The organism is Pseudoalteromonas sp. XI10 (genome assembly GCF_001469895.1).
GTDB lineage: Bacteria > Pseudomonadota > Gammaproteobacteria > Enterobacterales > Alteromonadaceae > Pseudoalteromonas.
Map to the genome: position 1 here is coordinate 228,934 of NZ_LOPY01000019.1, position 15,049 is coordinate 243,982.

At 42.1% G+C, this 15,049-nt stretch carries 14 protein-coding genes; 9 read left to right on the forward strand and 5 right to left on the reverse strand.

The features are described 5' to 3' along the window. Nucleotides 1–57 precede the first annotated feature (57 nt). The 4 genes from AUR67_RS04165 to AUR67_RS04180 form a co-directional block, all read right to left on the reverse strand. A complete protein-coding gene (locus AUR67_RS04165; RefSeq protein ID WP_058584240.1) occupies nucleotides 58–2,193 on the reverse strand; it encodes a TonB-dependent receptor in 2,136 nt (711 codons plus the stop codon). Between the two features lie 158 nt (nucleotides 2,194–2,351). Next, on the reverse strand, nucleotides 2,352–2,720 hold the full coding sequence (locus AUR67_RS04170) for a DUF3703 domain-containing protein (RefSeq protein WP_321166299.1): 369 nt from the start codon (nucleotides 2,718–2,720) through the stop codon (nucleotides 2,352–2,354). Between the two features lie 16 nt (nucleotides 2,721–2,736). After that, the gene (locus AUR67_RS04175) at nucleotides 2,737–3,807 is read right to left on the reverse strand and encodes a PepSY-associated TM helix domain-containing protein (RefSeq protein WP_058584390.1); all 1,071 of its coding nucleotides are present in this window, start codon (nucleotides 3,805–3,807) and stop codon (nucleotides 2,737–2,739) included. A gap of 64 nt (nucleotides 3,808–3,871) precedes the next feature. Beyond that, the gene (locus AUR67_RS04180) at nucleotides 3,872–4,732 is read right to left on the reverse strand and encodes a cation diffusion facilitator family transporter (protein ID WP_058584241.1); all 861 of its coding nucleotides are present in this window, start codon (nucleotides 4,730–4,732) and stop codon (nucleotides 3,872–3,874) included. Between the two features lie 169 nt (nucleotides 4,733–4,901). On the opposite strand from AUR67_RS04180, the gene AUR67_RS04185 reads away from it, so the two are divergent. From AUR67_RS04185 to AUR67_RS04225, 9 genes are all read left to right on the forward strand, one after another. Further along, nucleotides 4,902–5,279: a hypothetical protein gene (locus AUR67_RS04185; protein ID WP_058584242.1), complete on the forward strand. Its 378-nt coding sequence runs from the start codon at nucleotides 4,902–4,904 to the stop codon at nucleotides 5,277–5,279. Between the two features lie 56 nt (nucleotides 5,280–5,335). Next, on the forward strand, nucleotides 5,336–6,463 hold the full coding sequence (locus AUR67_RS04190; RefSeq protein WP_082665560.1) for an efflux RND transporter periplasmic adaptor subunit: 1,128 nt from the start codon (nucleotides 5,336–5,338) through the stop codon (nucleotides 6,461–6,463). A gap of 9 nt (nucleotides 6,464–6,472) precedes the next feature. After that, nucleotides 6,473–9,583 (forward strand): efflux RND transporter permease subunit, encoded by a 3,111-nt coding sequence (locus AUR67_RS04195; protein ID WP_058584243.1) that lies wholly within the window; start codon nucleotides 6,473–6,475, stop codon nucleotides 9,581–9,583. Between the two features lie 125 nt (nucleotides 9,584–9,708). Further along, entirely contained in the window at nucleotides 9,709–10,194 is a 486-nt protein-coding gene (locus AUR67_RS04200; protein ID WP_054552102.1) for a GNAT family N-acetyltransferase, read from the forward strand. 121 nt (nucleotides 10,195–10,315) lie between these two features. Next, nucleotides 10,316–10,822: a hypothetical protein gene (locus tag AUR67_RS04205; protein ID WP_058584244.1), complete on the forward strand. Its 507-nt coding sequence runs from the start codon at nucleotides 10,316–10,318 to the stop codon at nucleotides 10,820–10,822. Between the two features lie 15 nt (nucleotides 10,823–10,837). Continuing rightward, nucleotides 10,838–11,449 (forward strand): superoxide dismutase, encoded by a 612-nt coding sequence (locus AUR67_RS04210; RefSeq protein WP_058584245.1) that lies wholly within the window; start codon nucleotides 10,838–10,840, stop codon nucleotides 11,447–11,449. Between the two features lie 87 nt (nucleotides 11,450–11,536). Then, the gene (locus tag AUR67_RS04215) at nucleotides 11,537–12,886 is read left to right on the forward strand and encodes a DNA-3-methyladenine glycosylase 2 family protein (RefSeq protein ID WP_058584246.1); all 1,350 of its coding nucleotides are present in this window, start codon (nucleotides 11,537–11,539) and stop codon (nucleotides 12,884–12,886) included. Between the two features lie 2 nt (nucleotides 12,887–12,888). Next, entirely contained in the window at nucleotides 12,889–13,356 is a 468-nt protein-coding gene (locus AUR67_RS04220) for a methylated-DNA--[protein]-cysteine S-methyltransferase (RefSeq protein WP_058584392.1), read from the forward strand. A gap of 108 nt (nucleotides 13,357–13,464) precedes the next feature. Next, nucleotides 13,465–14,049: a thymidine kinase gene (locus AUR67_RS04225; protein ID WP_058584247.1), complete on the forward strand. Its 585-nt coding sequence runs from the start codon at nucleotides 13,465–13,467 to the stop codon at nucleotides 14,047–14,049. Here the strand turns inward: AUR67_RS04225 and ltaE are convergent. Further along, on the reverse strand, nucleotides 14,032–15,039 hold the full coding sequence (ltaE, locus tag AUR67_RS04230) for a low-specificity L-threonine aldolase (protein WP_058584248.1): 1,008 nt from the start codon (nucleotides 15,037–15,039) through the stop codon (nucleotides 14,032–14,034). The genes AUR67_RS04225 and ltaE overlap by 18 nt on opposite strands. Between the last annotated feature and the right edge of the window lie 10 nt (nucleotides 15,040–15,049).

A 15,049-nucleotide genomic window follows, 5' to 3' on the forward strand; every position in this document is an offset into this window, starting at 1 on the left:
TCTTAAATGAAAAAAGCCCTTACTAAGAAGGGCTTGTTGTTCTAAATAAAGTTTAATTTAGAAACTATAGGTTGCACCAAGCGTAACAGTGGTACCTAAACCTTTAATGTTATAGCCACCGTAGGTGTATGACTGGGCACGGGCAGGGTAGTAATCATTGTTAAATAGGTTTTCTACACCCATAAACGCTTGCCAGTTATCGCTAAAGTTATAACGACCGCTTAGGTTAAATAGGTTGTAACTGCTAATTGGCCCTTGGTCGCCAACATAGTCGCCGTCTGCATTTGGTTCAAAGCGTTTGCGTGAACCCACATATAAATAACTCACCGTCAGTGATAACTCATCATTAGGCTGCCAGTTTAAGTTAGCAGTGCCTTTTGGTGGGCTTATTTGGCGTGAACCTAAGTAAATTTCGTCTTCGGTATTTTTACCTTCAACATAGCTGTAAGTTGCAACCAGTTTTAGAGTTGGGTTAATTTTATAATCGACTAGTGTTTCGTAACCCCAAATCTCTTGAGGTGCACGCACCGGCTCATACACACCGGTTACTTCATTAAAGCTATTCGTGGTGCCAAACTCTGATGTACTACGGTAAGCTGCAAATTCAAAACGTAAGTCATCAAACTGTGAGGTAAAACCAATTTCATAGTTATCAATGATTGATGCTTCTGTTTGAATTAGACCAATATCATTCACCGTTGCTGAACGTAGTAGGCGGCCAATATCTGAGATATCAGACCCTTGTGAATAATTGGCAAATGGGCTGAAAGCCTCAAGTAAATTGTATTTAACACCTACATTATAGGTGGTTGCATCGTAATCAATGGTGTCGCCTTTTACGCTAAGTGGCACAGAGCACTGTGTTTCTGAACGGCAAAGCTTTAAGGTGTTGTAATCATCAACGGTTAAATCAATGCTCTCTTGGCGCACACCTGCTTTAATAACTAAATCATTATCGATTACCCATTTTGTTTGTAAAAAGCCAGCAAGGCTTTCCATATCCATTTCTGGTACCCAAACTCGGCCATCTACAAGTGGCTGTGAAGTCACGTCATTTAGAGCATCTAGGCCATAAATGAAGGTGGCTTCAACATTGTCAAAATCAACAAGGGTATTAAACGTAGCGCGTGCACCTTTCTTTTCAGAGCGAATAATTGATTGGCCACCTTCGTAACCTTCGTCTGGGTTAGCTAAGTTTGTAGAAAAGAAAAACACATTCTCGATATCTTGCATGTAAAGGTCGAGCGTCATTTGTGTATTAGTAAACAGGGCGTAGTCTGTGTATTTTAGGGTAATGTTTTCGTTACCATCTGGGCCTTGTGGTTTACCTTGCTTTTGTAGCTCTTTAGGTACATGAATGGCATACGTTTTTTCGCCATCGTTTAGGTTACCAACAACGTCACCTAAATCGGTTTTTTGTTGAGAGCTAAAGTAGTTATAGCTAAATTGCAGTTGCTTCTCATCGTCAAAATCATAACCAAGTTTGGTGAAGTAGTTTTCTGTTACTGCATCAGATAAACCATACTGTAAGCCAAGAATATCGCCTTCGGCGTCACGTTGAACACCATTTTCTTCGTAACTTGCGGTAAATAAATAGCTGAGTTTATCTGCTCGGCCATTAACCGCAGCAGAGACTCGCGCACCGGCGCTTTCTTCTAGTTTTACTGCACTAAAACGTGACGATAGGCTGATCTCACCTTCTGGCTGACCATCACTTGTTGCCTGCTTTGTGATGTAATTAATAATACCGCCCGATGCACCATTACCATAAACAGAGGTAGCACCTTTGATCACTTCGATACGCGCAATGGCACTTGGGTCGAGTGTTTTAACTCCCAAAGAGCCGTTTCTGAGTGGTGTAGATTGCGGCACACCATCAATCATCACAAGTGGTGCACGGCCACGTAAACTCTGGCCTGTATTACTCGAACTACCTGTATCTGGTGCAAGGCCTGGTACCATTTGCGCAAGTAAGCTTTGTAGTTCTGGATTAACTTTTAAATGTTCTTCAATTTGCTTTTGGCTAATAATCGTTACAGAAGCGGGTACCTCATCAATGCTTTCAAATACACGGCTGCCTGATACAACAACGTGTTCCATTTCTTCTGCGGTGAGTTTTTTATTGATGGCATCATCAGCAAATGCCTGGCTGCTAATTGCAAGAGCGACCAGAGTCAGTGAAGTTTTTAACATGTTTATCCTTGTTAAATCGGTATTTATTATGTGATTGTGCGGCAGTCTAAATGTAAAGAAGTGTAAAGGCAAGGCTAATGATAATTATTTGCAATAAATTTTTGTGTTGTTTTGTACCTACTTATTTAAATTAGTTATTAAGCAAATAGCTATTAGGATTAGCAGGACTGTAGCTGTGTTTTTATTAAAAAACGTTTTAAGTCGTCTGGAATAGGCATTGGTTTGAAAGGGCTAACATTAATGCCGCCGGTATTACCGAGTGGGACCCAAACACGCGAAAATACAATTGAAGCTGCAATGCGAGCAAACTGACTAATTATTTCCTTGGCATTATTGGTTTTAAAACCAATTTTACACATCCACCAATGTGAGTAAGTATGCGCAATGATATAGTTTTGACCCAGAATATGAGCCCGCTCTAAGTGATAAAAAGCCGTTGTGTAATCTGCTTTCTCATAACTAGATTTAGCCAATATCATTTCGGTGTTAAAGGCATTTTTGAGCTCAATATTCAGGGCGAATAGTATGTTTAGTAAAAGTTGTTTATTTGTAGTGCCGTTTGTACCAAAAGTAAACACCTGAAATCGTGAAAAATAACGGTGACAAAGCAAATAGTAACCACAGTAGTTGCACTATAGGGCCTGCAAAATCACCAATATGAAACTTATATTTAAAGTTCCATGTTTGGGTGGTCCAAGAACTTTGGCTGGCATCATAGCTTGCAACAATATCTGCTGAATATGGGTTTGCCCATACCCAACTATAGGCATGGCTTTCACCCGGGTTCTCTATTCTAAAACCAATGTTATCAGTTGGCTTTTTCGGTAAATAAATTCTAAATAACTTACCCTTAGGAAATACAGTTTGTGCGTTATCAAACGCTTTTTGAACTTGAAAAGGCGTATCTGCTAAAGGGGGAATAACGGCTGGTGGTTTTGGTCTATCTTCAACTGTGCCTTGCATCACAAATTCTAATACGGCTTTGGTTTGTGGTTTCCAGTTAAACGCCATACCTGTGTAGGCAATTAAAATAAGTGGAATTAAAAAATACACACCCAGAACGGTATGCAGCTGATACATCAACACTCTAAATTTAGCTTTACGCTTAATAGCCAAGCGCTTCATGCGATTTTTTGGTTTAACCCAAATATAAAAGCCGAGCAGAATTTCAATAATAAGAATGAGTGCACACACCGAAACCCAATTTCTTAGCGGGCGGTTTTTATCGCCATCTTCATAAAGCAGCCAGCGGTGCAAAGCCATGGTAAAGCCATAAATCGTACTGTAGTAATCGTACTCATGTAACACTTGACCATTGTATGGATTAACACTGACATAGCGGTTGTTTGCTAACTGTAATTGCCACGCAAGATCACTGCGCTGCTCAGGCATTAACAGGGTAACCGGTTGTTTGGTTGAAGCTGAAACATGTTTTATGAGGCTATCAAAATCAAGTGCTGAAGCCGCTGGCGTTACAGTCCATTTATCGCTTTGAGTAAGGTATTGAATATCTTTTGCGTAAATAAGCAACGCACCGGTCAAACTTAAACAAATTAAAAATAAACCACTTACTAAGGCAAGTAATAAATGCGTACGACGTAACCACAACTTCAACAAGGTTAGTTCCTTCAGTTTGCTGTTAAAACAAAACTGAATGGTAAATGATAACGCGTAACATTTACACTAAAACTTGTTCTATGGTGCAGCTTTCAATTGCAAAGTTATCATGTAAAAAGTGACGTATTTCATCGTTATTGATGTTGTGCTTGGCACTAAACTTGAGCTCGCAATGAACGTGATGATCATCTACCTGCCATGTTTTGAGGTAATCAACATCAGTGATTGCAAATTGGGTTTTAAGCTCAGTAATAGCTGCTGTTAAGGCAAAATTATCAGGGGCTGCCTGCATCAAAATTTTACTGCTCGCTATTAACAACAAAACACCATGGTAAATGACATACAATGAGATCAGCATAGTGGCAATTAAATCAACAATATACCATTGATAAAGAATGATTAAGGTACCCGCTAAGATCACCACCACAGAAGCTAATGCATCAGACACATTATGTATAAACGCAGCACGAATATTCATACTGTCTTTTGCGCCTGCTTTGTAAGTTAAAAGGGCGGTGACTAGGTCAACAACCAGTGCAAACCCTGCAACCCAAATGATGATCCAGCCATCAATGGGCTCAGGGTTTAAATAGTTGGAGATGGCTTCAATAATTAGGTAACCACCAATCACAATTAAACTTAAGCTGTTAAATAGGGTTGCTAAGATTTCAGCGCGTTTGTAGCCGTATTGATAACGATCGTTGGCAGGTTTGGCGCCAATTTTTCGGGCAATTAGGGCAATGAATAACGACGAGGCATCACTTAAATTATGCAGTGCATCAGCAATTAACGATAAGCTGCCAGAAACAAGGCCGCCAATCACCTGAGCGACAGTTAATAACACATTGATTGCAACTGCCAGCATGAGTTGGCGGGTGCTTTGGTTATTTGTATCGTGATGATGATGGTGTCCGTGTCCCATAAAAATACCGAGTTATTGATTTGCTTTATTTTTATACCATGCGTGCCGTGGTATTGAAATGTTTGTAATGATTTGTTCGTGTGCGGATTATAATTTACTGTTCAAATGCGGGTGGATTTGTTAATTTATCGCCGTTGTACCATTTTTAGTTCTAATTTTTAGGCTCAATGTGAAAGCTGCATTTATTATTTTGATTAGCGTATTATTGCTCCAGCCATTGCTGGATAGCTTTGATGTGGCCGATCATAATGCTGCGTTTAATCACACCTCGGTACTGCTATCAGAAGAAATTGACCTTGAAGCCCATTGCGCAGCCAATGGCGATCACCTGTTACATCAATCAGAGCATGCCGAGCTTAGCAAACAGTTGTCTGACTCAGCCGAAAAAGGCCATTGTCATGTTTGTCACAGCCCAGCGTTTGTCGATTCGCTGCAATTGTCTGAACCTACTGATATCTACTTTACTAAAATTGAATCACTTGATTTCAACTTCAAATCGGCTGACTTAGCACCGCTTCATCGCCCACCTATTTCAGCTCTTACTTAATCAAAAACCCTTTTTAGATTTTTTGGGCTTAGCCCATTTTAAGTAAGAGACACTCTATGTATTTAAGAAATTTTATGCGTTACGCATTGCTGTGCGTATGCTATATGACCGTGACAAATATTTATGCGACAGAACAAGCGCATAATCATCAAGAAAATGAGCAAGCTGAACATGCTAATGAAGTCAGTTTAACTGAGCAGCAACAGCAACTCGCTAATATCGAGGTTGAGCGCCTTGTACTGAAAAAACACAAGCAAACCTTGTATGCACCGGGCGAAATTAAAGCCAATGGCTATGCCAGTTATGTGGTGTCACCGCGTGTTGATTCTATCGTTGTAAAACGCCATGCCTTATTAGGGCAGCATGTAAATAAAGGAGACTCTTTAGTCACTTTATTTAGTGGCGAAGTAGCCAGCCAGCAAACTGAATTTAGATTAGCAGAAGCCGAGTGGCAACGCGTTACTAAAATGACCCCGGGCACAGTCAGCGAAAAGCAAATCTTAACTGCCAAAGCCGAGTATGAAGTGGCTTATAGCCGGTTAGTTGCCTTTGGTTTATCAAAACAAGCTATTGCACAAACACTCACCATAAGCCCAGAAAAACTCGGTGAATACACCTTGTTTGCACAAACATCGGGAGCTGTTTTAACCGATAACTTTGCTCAAGGTCAGCGAGTTGATTCGGGGATTGAGCTAATGCTAATAGCCGATGAATCTGCACTTTGGGTTGCTGCTCAGCTTTCAGCTAATCAAGACCGTACTATCAGTAATGGCTCTACGGCGCTGTTGGAAGTTAACGGCAATCGCTATCAAGCAAGGGTTATTCAAGAAGCACATACCATTGATGAACAAACACGTTCACGAACTGTTAGGCTCGAGGTAAAAAACACGCAGCATAGTTTGCACCCCGGCATGTTTGCCGATGTGTACTTTCATTTTGAAACCGATCAAGTGGTACTTGCCGTACCTGAAAATGCATTAACACGCAGTGCAGATGGTGACTGGCAGTTATTTGTCGTTGATGACGATGGCGGCTTTGCTGCCCAAGAAGTAACCCTTGGCAGAAGTTTTGGTGATTATCGTGAAGTATTAGGTATTAAAGCCGGGCTTGAAGTTGTCACCCAAGGTGCTTTTTTTATTGCATCACAGCTAGCTAAAGGCGGATTTGATCCGCATAACCACTAGAGGTGACGCATGTTTAATTTATTAATTGAGGCGGTGATAAAGAACCGTCTACTGGTGGTATTGGCCTTACTTGCAGCGATTGTAGTGAGTGCATTTATGATCCCAAAACTTAATTTAGATGCTTTTCCTGATGTGACGAATGTTCAAGTGGCGGTGAATACCGAAGCACCAGGGCTTGCGGCTGAAGAAGTAGAGCAACTGATCACATACCCAATAGAAGCAGTTATGTATGCTCTTCCCGATGTAGAGCAGGTACGTTCTATTTCTAAAACGGGGTTATCGGGTGTCACTGTGGTATTTAAAGAAGGTGTTGATATTTACTTTGCTAGGCAACTGGTTTTTGAGCGTTTGCAGTCTGCTAAAGAATTGATCCCAGATGGTGTGGGTATGCCAACCATGGGCCCTAATACATCAGGGCTTGGACAAGTCTATCAGTATTTACTTGAAGCAAAGCCAGATGCCAACATTGATAGCATGGCACTGCGTAGCTTAAATGATTGGGTGGTTAAATTACTTATATTACCTATTGATGGTGTGACCGATATTCTGTCTTTTGGCGGTGAGGTTAAGCAGTATCAAGTGAACATAAACCCCAATAAATTACTTGCTTATGACTTAACACAGCAAGATGTTAGTGACGCTCTAGATGCTAACAACAGTAATGTGGGTGGCTGGTACATGAACCGTGGCCAAGAGCAGCTTGTTATTCGTGGTACAGGTTGGTTTACCCCAGGCGACAAAGGGCTTGCTGAGATTGCGCAAACGCCTATCAAAACCATTGATGGTACGGTCGTTAAAGTGGCCGATATTGCGAATGTTGAGCTTGGCAGTGAAATTCGCCAAGGCGCTGTCACCTTGTCTAAACGTGATGAACAAGGCGAAATAGTCAATCGTGGTGAAGTGGTGACTGGTATCGTGCTGAAAAGAATGGGGGCAAATACCAAGCAAACGATTGATGGCATTAACGCGCGTATCGAGATGATAAATCAAGCACTGCCAAAAGGGGTTGAATTTAAAGCCATTTACGACCAAGCAGAACTTATTAGCCAAGCGGTACAAACGGTTATTGACGCACTGCTTTTAGCTTTTGTGTTTATTATCATTGTATTAGCGCTATTTTTGTTAGATTTAAGAGCAACATTTTTGGTGTTGTTGTCGATCCCTATTTCGATTGGTTTAGCACTGAGTGTAATGGCATCGCTTGGCTTGTCGGCAAACTTAATGTCGTTGGGTGGGATTGCTGTTGCCATTGGTATGCTGGTAGATGGCTCAGTTGTGATGGTTGAGAATGTATTTAGGCACCTAGGGCTTAAGCATAATCAACATAAGCCTTCTTCGCAGCTGGTGGCTATTGCTGCAAAAGAAGTGGCACGGCCTATCTTTTTTGCCTCTTTGATTATTCTAACGGTATTTTTACCGCTGTTTAGCTTTGAAGGCGTTGAGGCGAAGTTATTTCAGCCAATGGCAGTGAGTATTATGCTTGCGATTATTAGCGCTGTGATAGTTGCCTTGGTTGTGGTGCCTGCTCTGTGCGTGTACTTATTTGCCAAGGGCGTGACAGTAAAGCAAAGTATTTTGTTAAAACCTATCGATATGCTTTATCAACGGGCTTTACAAAAAGCATTGCAGGCCAAACGCAGCGTTTTAGCTATAGCAGGGTTATTGTTGATTGTAGCGGCCGTTATGCTACCTAGGATGGGCACTGAATTTGTGCCAGAGCTTGAAGAAGGCACTATTAACCTACGTGTGACACTTGCTCCATCAGCAAGTCTCGATACGGCAATCTCAGTGGCGCCTAAGCTTGAAGCCATGTTGCTTGAATTTAGTGAGGTAGAATATGCGCTTAGCCGAATCGGTAGGGCTGAAGTGGGGGGAGATCCTGAACCAGTTAACAACATTGAAATCTATTTAGGCTTAAAACCTCATGCGCAATGGGTAAACGCGAAAACGCGGGTCGAATTACAGCAACTAATGGAAGCCAAGCTTGAGCAGTTTCCAGGGCTTTTGTTTAACTTTTCACAGCCTATAGCAACCCGAGTAGATGAGCTTTTATCGGGTGTTAAAGCGCAATTGGCAATAAAATTATTTGGTAGTGACCTAGGCGTTTTAACTGAAAAAGGCCAACAAATTGAGCAGTTAGTTCAGCAAATACCTGGTGCTAAAGATGTCGCGATGGAGCAAATAGGCGGTGAAGCACAGCTGATAGTTAAACCTAACCGTTTAGCATTGTCGCGCTTTGGCTTATCGGTGGCTGATTTAATGGATGTAGTTCAGCACGGTATTGGCGGGCAATCTGCAGGGCAAATCATCAATGCCAATGAGCGCTATGATATTTATGTGCGTATAGCAAAAAGCTTTCGGCAAAACCCAAATGTGATTGCTGATCTTCGACTGCAAACCCCAACGGGTGCCATTGTAAGGGTGGGGGATGTAGCCGATGTACAAATAGAGTCTGGCGCTCCGCAAGTTCGTCGCGATGATGTCCAAAGGCGGGTGGTTATTCAAGCGAATGTGCAGGGGCGAGATATGGGCTCTGTAGTTGCAGATATTCGCGCTGCCGTTGCCGATAAAATGCAGTTACCTAGTGGTTACAGTGTGGCGATTGGCGGTCAGTTCGAAAACCAACAACGGGCACAAAAGCGGCTTATGATAGTAGTGCCATTGGCCTTGTTACTGATTGCGTTATTGCTTTATTTTGCTTTTAGTAACCTATCGCAAGTGGTACTTATTCTTGTCAATGTTCCCTTGGCTGTAATTGGTGGGGTGATTGCATTATATGTATCTGGGCAATACTTATCTGTACCTAGTTCTGTAGGATTTATCACGCTATTTGGCGTGGCGGTCTTGAATGGTGTGGTGATGGTCGAAAGCATTAATCAACGGATTAGTGCAGGAGATAGCAAAGATAAAGCAGTATTTGAAGGCGCTGTTTCAAGACTAAGACCCGTACTGATGACCGCACTTACCTCAATGCTTGGACTAATTCCAATGCTCCTAAGCACAGGAATAGGAGCCGAAATACAAAAGCCCCTTGCAACGGTTATTGTTGGCGGCTTGGTCAGTGCAACCTTCTTAACTTTATTTGTACTTCCGGTACTTTATAAGTCGATGAGTAAATAAAGCATAATGGGGCTAAGTTTTAGTAGCCCCTTTTTAATGCCGTGTATTTCTGTAAAGGGCGTTTACACCATGCTAAAGCCCTTATAAACTGGGCGTTACAATAATGATGTAAAAAGGAATACAGAGTGAGTAACGCAATTACAATTCGTCCGGCAGTCGCGAGTGATGCTGCAACAATCCTACATTTTATTACCGAACTTGCTATTTACGAAAAAGAACCCGACGCAGTTAAAACAGACGAGCAAGCTATTTTAAAAACGTTGTTCAGTGAAGGCGCAACGGCGCATAGTGTCATTTGTTTAGAGGGCGATACACCAATTGGCTTTGCTGTGTATTTTTATAATTACTCAACCTGGCTTGGTAAAAATGGTTTGTATTTAGAAGATCTTTACGTCAGTGCTGATAGCCGTGGTAAAGGCGCTGGTAAGCAAATTATGCAATATCTTGCTAAGCAAGCACTCGAAAAAGACTGTGGTCGTTTTGAGTGGGTGGTACTAGATTGGAATAAACCAGCCATTGATTTTTACGACAGCATAGGTGCTAAACCGCAAAACGAATGGATTATTTACCGCCTGACAGGCCAAGAGCTTATCGACTTTGCGCATCAATAAGTAATGTTGATATATCTTAAATTAGCAAATAACAACATAAATAAAAATCATTTGCATTTGATCTTTTCTGTGTGTAGTTTAAATACACATAGAATGATTGGTATAAGTGCAGGTGATTTTTATGACTCAAACAACACGCCACACACCGTTAACTTCGAACGCCATTGATGACGCGCTTGCCCCTTGGCAAAGTGCAATTTATCAAGGCAACTTAGCATTTGAATCTGGCGAGCTTATTACTGCGCGTGATCATTACACGGTTGCGAGTAGCTGCGCCGAAACACTACTCGCACAGTTTTATAATATTCCAATCAACCAGTCGGTAACTCGCTCGTTAGAGCATTGTATTGCAGCATTTGTTGTTGCCACTTTGAATCTTGCCGACACCTTTAAAGTAATGCAAAAACCCGATAAAGCCTGCACCTGGCTTTGTCATGCTCATCAACGATTAAGCGTGCTATTAAATCACCCAGAGCAGCAAGTTCGCACCTTGGTGCTGCACCATCATCATAAAACCTATTATGAGCTGGTTAAGTTTGCGAGCATGGCATCGGCATTTCCAACACTAATTAACCGAATCAACCAGCTATTAGCTGACCATCCCCATAAAACGCAGTTATTACATTAACGATAAGGAATCAGTATGCCTTTTACATTACCCGATTTAGCTTATGACTATGATGCACTTGAACCGCACATTGATGCGAAAACCATGGAAATACATCACACCTTGCATCATCAAACCTATATCAATAAAGCGAATGCTGCACTAGAGGGTAGCCATTACTCTGAGCAAGATGCTGAAACATTACTACGCACTATTTCATCAATGCCTGAGTCTTTACAAAAAGCAGTACAAGAGCATGTGGGTGGCCATCATAATCACTCATTATTTTGGCAAGTTATGTCACCTAATGGCGGCGGTACGCCAAGTGCAGAATTAAACACCGCCATTGTTGATACATTTGGCAGCTTTGACGCATTTAAAGAGCAATTTACTAATGCCGCGGTAAGCCGTTTTGGCAGTGGTTGGGCTTGGTTATGTGTCGATGAAAATAACCAATTGGTCGTTGAAAGTAGCCTTAATCAAGATAGCCCACTGATGCATAATCATACGCCTATTTTAGGGCTTGATGTGTGGGAGCATGCGTATTACTTGAAGTATCAAAATCGTCGCCCTGAATATATTGCGGCATTTTACGAAGTGATCAATTGGCCGGAAGTTGAGCGCCGATATTTAGCTGCAGTTAAATAGCTGTTTAAATAGTTAAGGTCCGAAACTGGCTAGTCAAAAAATAATATTCAGTTAAGCTAACGGTATTAGCGTGTAACGAGAAGAATTATGACTAGCCAACAATGGCAAACTGCAAGGCAAAGCCGTGACCCACGCTTTGATGGGGTGTTCTTTGTAGCTGTAAAAAGCACCGGCATTTATTGCAGACCAATTTGCCCCGCACCGACGGCCCAAGAAAAGAACGTTGAATACTACCAATACGCGCACTTGGCTGCGCAAGATGGTTTTCGGCCATGTATTCGCTGCCGCCCAGATAGTGCACCGAATAGCCCTGCTTGGCTAGGTACTAAAACAACCGCATTACGCGCCAAACAACTGATTGATAAGGGTGAGGCCTACGACTGTGAGGTTTTAGCAGATAGGCTAGGGGTGTCGAGCCGCTATTTACGCCGTTTGTTTAACCAACATTTTGGACTCTCGATCACCCAATATCGATTATTTAACCAATGCAATTTTGCCAAGCAGCTATTACAAGAAACAGATTTATCAGTGGCAGATATCGCATTTGCTTCTGGTTTTAATAGCATTCGCCGTTTTAATGATGCTTTTTTAAAGCAGTTAAATATTGCCCCTTCAAAGTTACGTAAGTCTGATAAAAAACCAGCCTCAACATTAACTCTAACACTGGCATTTAGGCCGCCTTATAACTGGCAAGCACTCCATGACTTTTTACAGCGCCGTTTAATTAGTGGCCTAGAATGGTTGAGCGCAACGAGCTATGGTCGCACTTTTAAAGATAAATATTGCCAAGGGCAATTCACAGCACATTTTGTTGAGCATAAAAACCATTTTAAAGTGGCAATTGACATTGATAACACTCGCTATTTACAGCAAGTGATCCATAACATTCGCCGTGTGCTTGATTTAGACGCCGACACGCACACTATTGAACAACATTTACATGCAGAGCTTAAAGGCGCGATGCCACTGTGTGTTGGGCTGCGTTTGCCGGGAATTTGGTCAGACTATGAAGCGGGCATACGTGCGGTACTTGGTCAGCAAGTGAGTGTTACCGCGGCTCACAATCTCGTTACACAGCTTGTAAGTGAGTTTAATCAGCAAAGTAATAACCACTATTTTCCAAGCCCTGAATGGGTTGCCAATTCTGAACTCGATTTTTTTAAAATGCCACAATCACGTAAAGATGCGCTACGGCGTTTAAGTGCTTATTGTCAGCAAAACCCAGATAATCAAGAGCTTGATAATTGGTTAGAGCTTAAAGGCATTGGCCCGTGGACAGTTAATTACGCCAAGCTACGTGGTCAAAGCCATCCCGATATTTTACTAGCGGGCGACTTAGGGGTTAAAAAAGCCCTCGCTGGAATCAGCGAATTTAATAGCGAGCACTGCGCGCCATTTCGCTCTTATTTAACTTTTCAACTATGGCAACAATTATGAGTATGCAACAAGTTATTATGCCAAGCCCGATTGGCGATATTACCATTCAAAGTACATCAAAAGGCGTCAGTTACGTTGGCTTTTACCCGGTGGTTGCAATGCAAACAGAGGTTGTTGATGAGCACACCCTTACACCTATTTTAATTTGTATAAGTGAGCTTAATGAATATTTTAACGGTGAGCGTAGGCGTTTTACAGTTCCCCTTGATACCCAAGGTACTCACTTTCAAAAGCAAGTATGGCGTGCGCTGATGGATGTTGAGTTTGGTCAAAGCAAAAGCTACCAAGATATTGCACTTGCCATTAATAACCCAAAAGCGGTGCGTGCAGTAGGCGCTGCAAATGGAAAAAACCCAATTAGCATTATTGTGCCGTGCCATCGAATTATTGGCGCAAACGGTAAACTCACAGGCTATGCAGGTGGCCTTAAAAGAAAAGAGTGGTTACTGAAACACGAAGGCTTGTTATAAAACAGCACTTTTACTGGGACAACGATTGAGATAATAAGAGTAAGGTAATAGATGATGTTGTCGCGCGATTAAGGTAGCATATTGCGACTTTAAAATTTGGGCAACATCATGGCACAGCTGTACTTTTATTATTCTGCAATGAATGCAGGCAAATCTACCACACTTTTACAATCTGCATTTAACTACCGCGAACGTGGTATGGAGCCGGTTATTTTAACAGCGGCTATTGATGATAGAGCAGGTGTTGGCAAGGTGTCTTCACGTATTGGTTTACAAGCTGATGCGCATATTTTTGATGCAGATAAAGATGTATTTGAGCTAATCAAATCATTAAATGCAGAGCAAAAGCGCCATTGTATTTTAGTTGACGAGTGTCAGTTTTTATCGAAAGACCAAGTAATGCAATTAACAGATGTGGTTGATGAGCTTGGTATTCCGGTGCTGTGTTATGGCTTACGTAACGATTTTAGAGGCGAGTTATTTAGTGGTTCACAATACCTACTTGCCTGGGCAGACAAACTAATTGAGTTGAAAACAGTGTGTCATTGCGGTCGTAAAGCTAACCATGTACTGCGTACTGATGAGCATGGCAATGCGATTGCAGACGGTAATCAGGTAGAAATTGGCGGCAACGACCGATATGTATCGGTTTGCCGCAAACATTATAAAGAATCGTTAAATCTCGGCCGCTAATGCCGAGATAAAACTATCAATATCTTGCTTAGTGACGCCTAAATGGGTCACTAATCGCAGTGGTTTACCCGGTGAAAATAGCATGTTTTGCTCTTTTAATGCATGTGCCACTGCTTTTAAATCGATATGTTCGGCAACATTTGCGTAAACAATATTGGTATCGATTTGAAAAGTTGACGTATCAAAACCAGTTAATGTGTTTAACTGCTCTGCCAAATACGCTGCGTTATCGTGATCCTCAGCAAGCCTTGCTACGTGATGCTCAAGTGCATACTGGCCTGCGGCTGCAAGCATACCCGCTTGGCGCATACCACCACCAAGTACTTTACGCCAGCGGCGCGCTTTATCAATCAGTGCTTTGCTACCTAACAACAATGAGCCAACCGGCGCGCCGAGTCCTTTTGATAAGCAAATAGACACTGAATCAAAATACTGGGTGATCTCAGTGATATCAACACCTAACTTAACCGCCGCGTTATACACGCGGGCACCGTCTAAGTGCAGAGCAAGGTTATGTTTATCAACACACTCTCTGGCTTCTTTTAGATAACTTAGCGGGAGAACTTTGCCACCAATGGTGTTTTCTAAGCTAAGTAGTTTGGTTTTAGCAAAGTGAAAGTCATCAGCTTTAATTGCAGCCACAACTTTGTTTAAATCTATGCTGCCATCGGCATTATTTTCAATTGGTTGTGGTTGAATAGAGCCCAATACAGCGGCACCGCCACCCTCAAATTTGTAGTTATGTGCTTGTTGACCACAAATGTATTCGTCGCCACGTTCACAATGTGCCATCAATGCTAGTAAGTTTGCTTGCGTGCCAGAGCTACAATAAAGAGCACTTTCGAAGCCATGGCGCTCAACAGCATATTGTTCAAGCTGATTAACGCTTGGATCGTCGCCATAAACGTCGTCGCCTACTTGGGCGTCATTCATGACCGCGCGCATAGCTGCTGTTGGTTTTGTAACTGTGTCTGAACGAAAGTCGATCATCTTATTATCC

Coding starts and splice junctions, on each gene's coding strand:
- AUR67_RS04215 (WP_058584246.1), top strand. CDS start 11,537: ATGACTAGCCAACAATGGCAAACTGCAAGGCAAAGCCGTGACCCACGC.
- AUR67_RS04195 (WP_058584243.1), top strand. CDS start 6,473: ATGTTTAATTTATTAATTGAGGCGGTGATAAAGAACCGTCTACTGGTG.
- AUR67_RS04210 (WP_058584245.1), top strand. CDS start 10,838: ATGCCTTTTACATTACCCGATTTAGCTTATGACTATGATGCACTTGAA.
- ltaE (WP_058584248.1), bottom strand. CDS start 15,039: ATGATCGACTTTCGTTCAGACACAGTTACAAAACCAACAGCAGCTATG.
- AUR67_RS04205 (WP_058584244.1), top strand. CDS start 10,316: ATGACTCAAACAACACGCCACACACCGTTAACTTCGAACGCCATTGAT.
- AUR67_RS04190 (WP_082665560.1), top strand. CDS start 5,336: ATGTATTTAAGAAATTTTATGCGTTACGCATTGCTGTGCGTATGCTAT.
- AUR67_RS04220 (WP_058584392.1), top strand. CDS start 12,889: ATGCAACAAGTTATTATGCCAAGCCCGATTGGCGATATTACCATTCAA.
- AUR67_RS04165 (WP_058584240.1), bottom strand. CDS start 2,193: ATGTTAAAAACTTCACTGACTCTGGTCGCTCTTGCAATTAGCAGCCAG.
- AUR67_RS04225 (WP_058584247.1), top strand. CDS start 13,465: ATGGCACAGCTGTACTTTTATTATTCTGCAATGAATGCAGGCAAATCT.
- AUR67_RS04180 (WP_058584241.1), bottom strand. CDS start 4,732: ATGGGACACGGACACCATCATCATCACGATACAAATAACCAAAGCACC.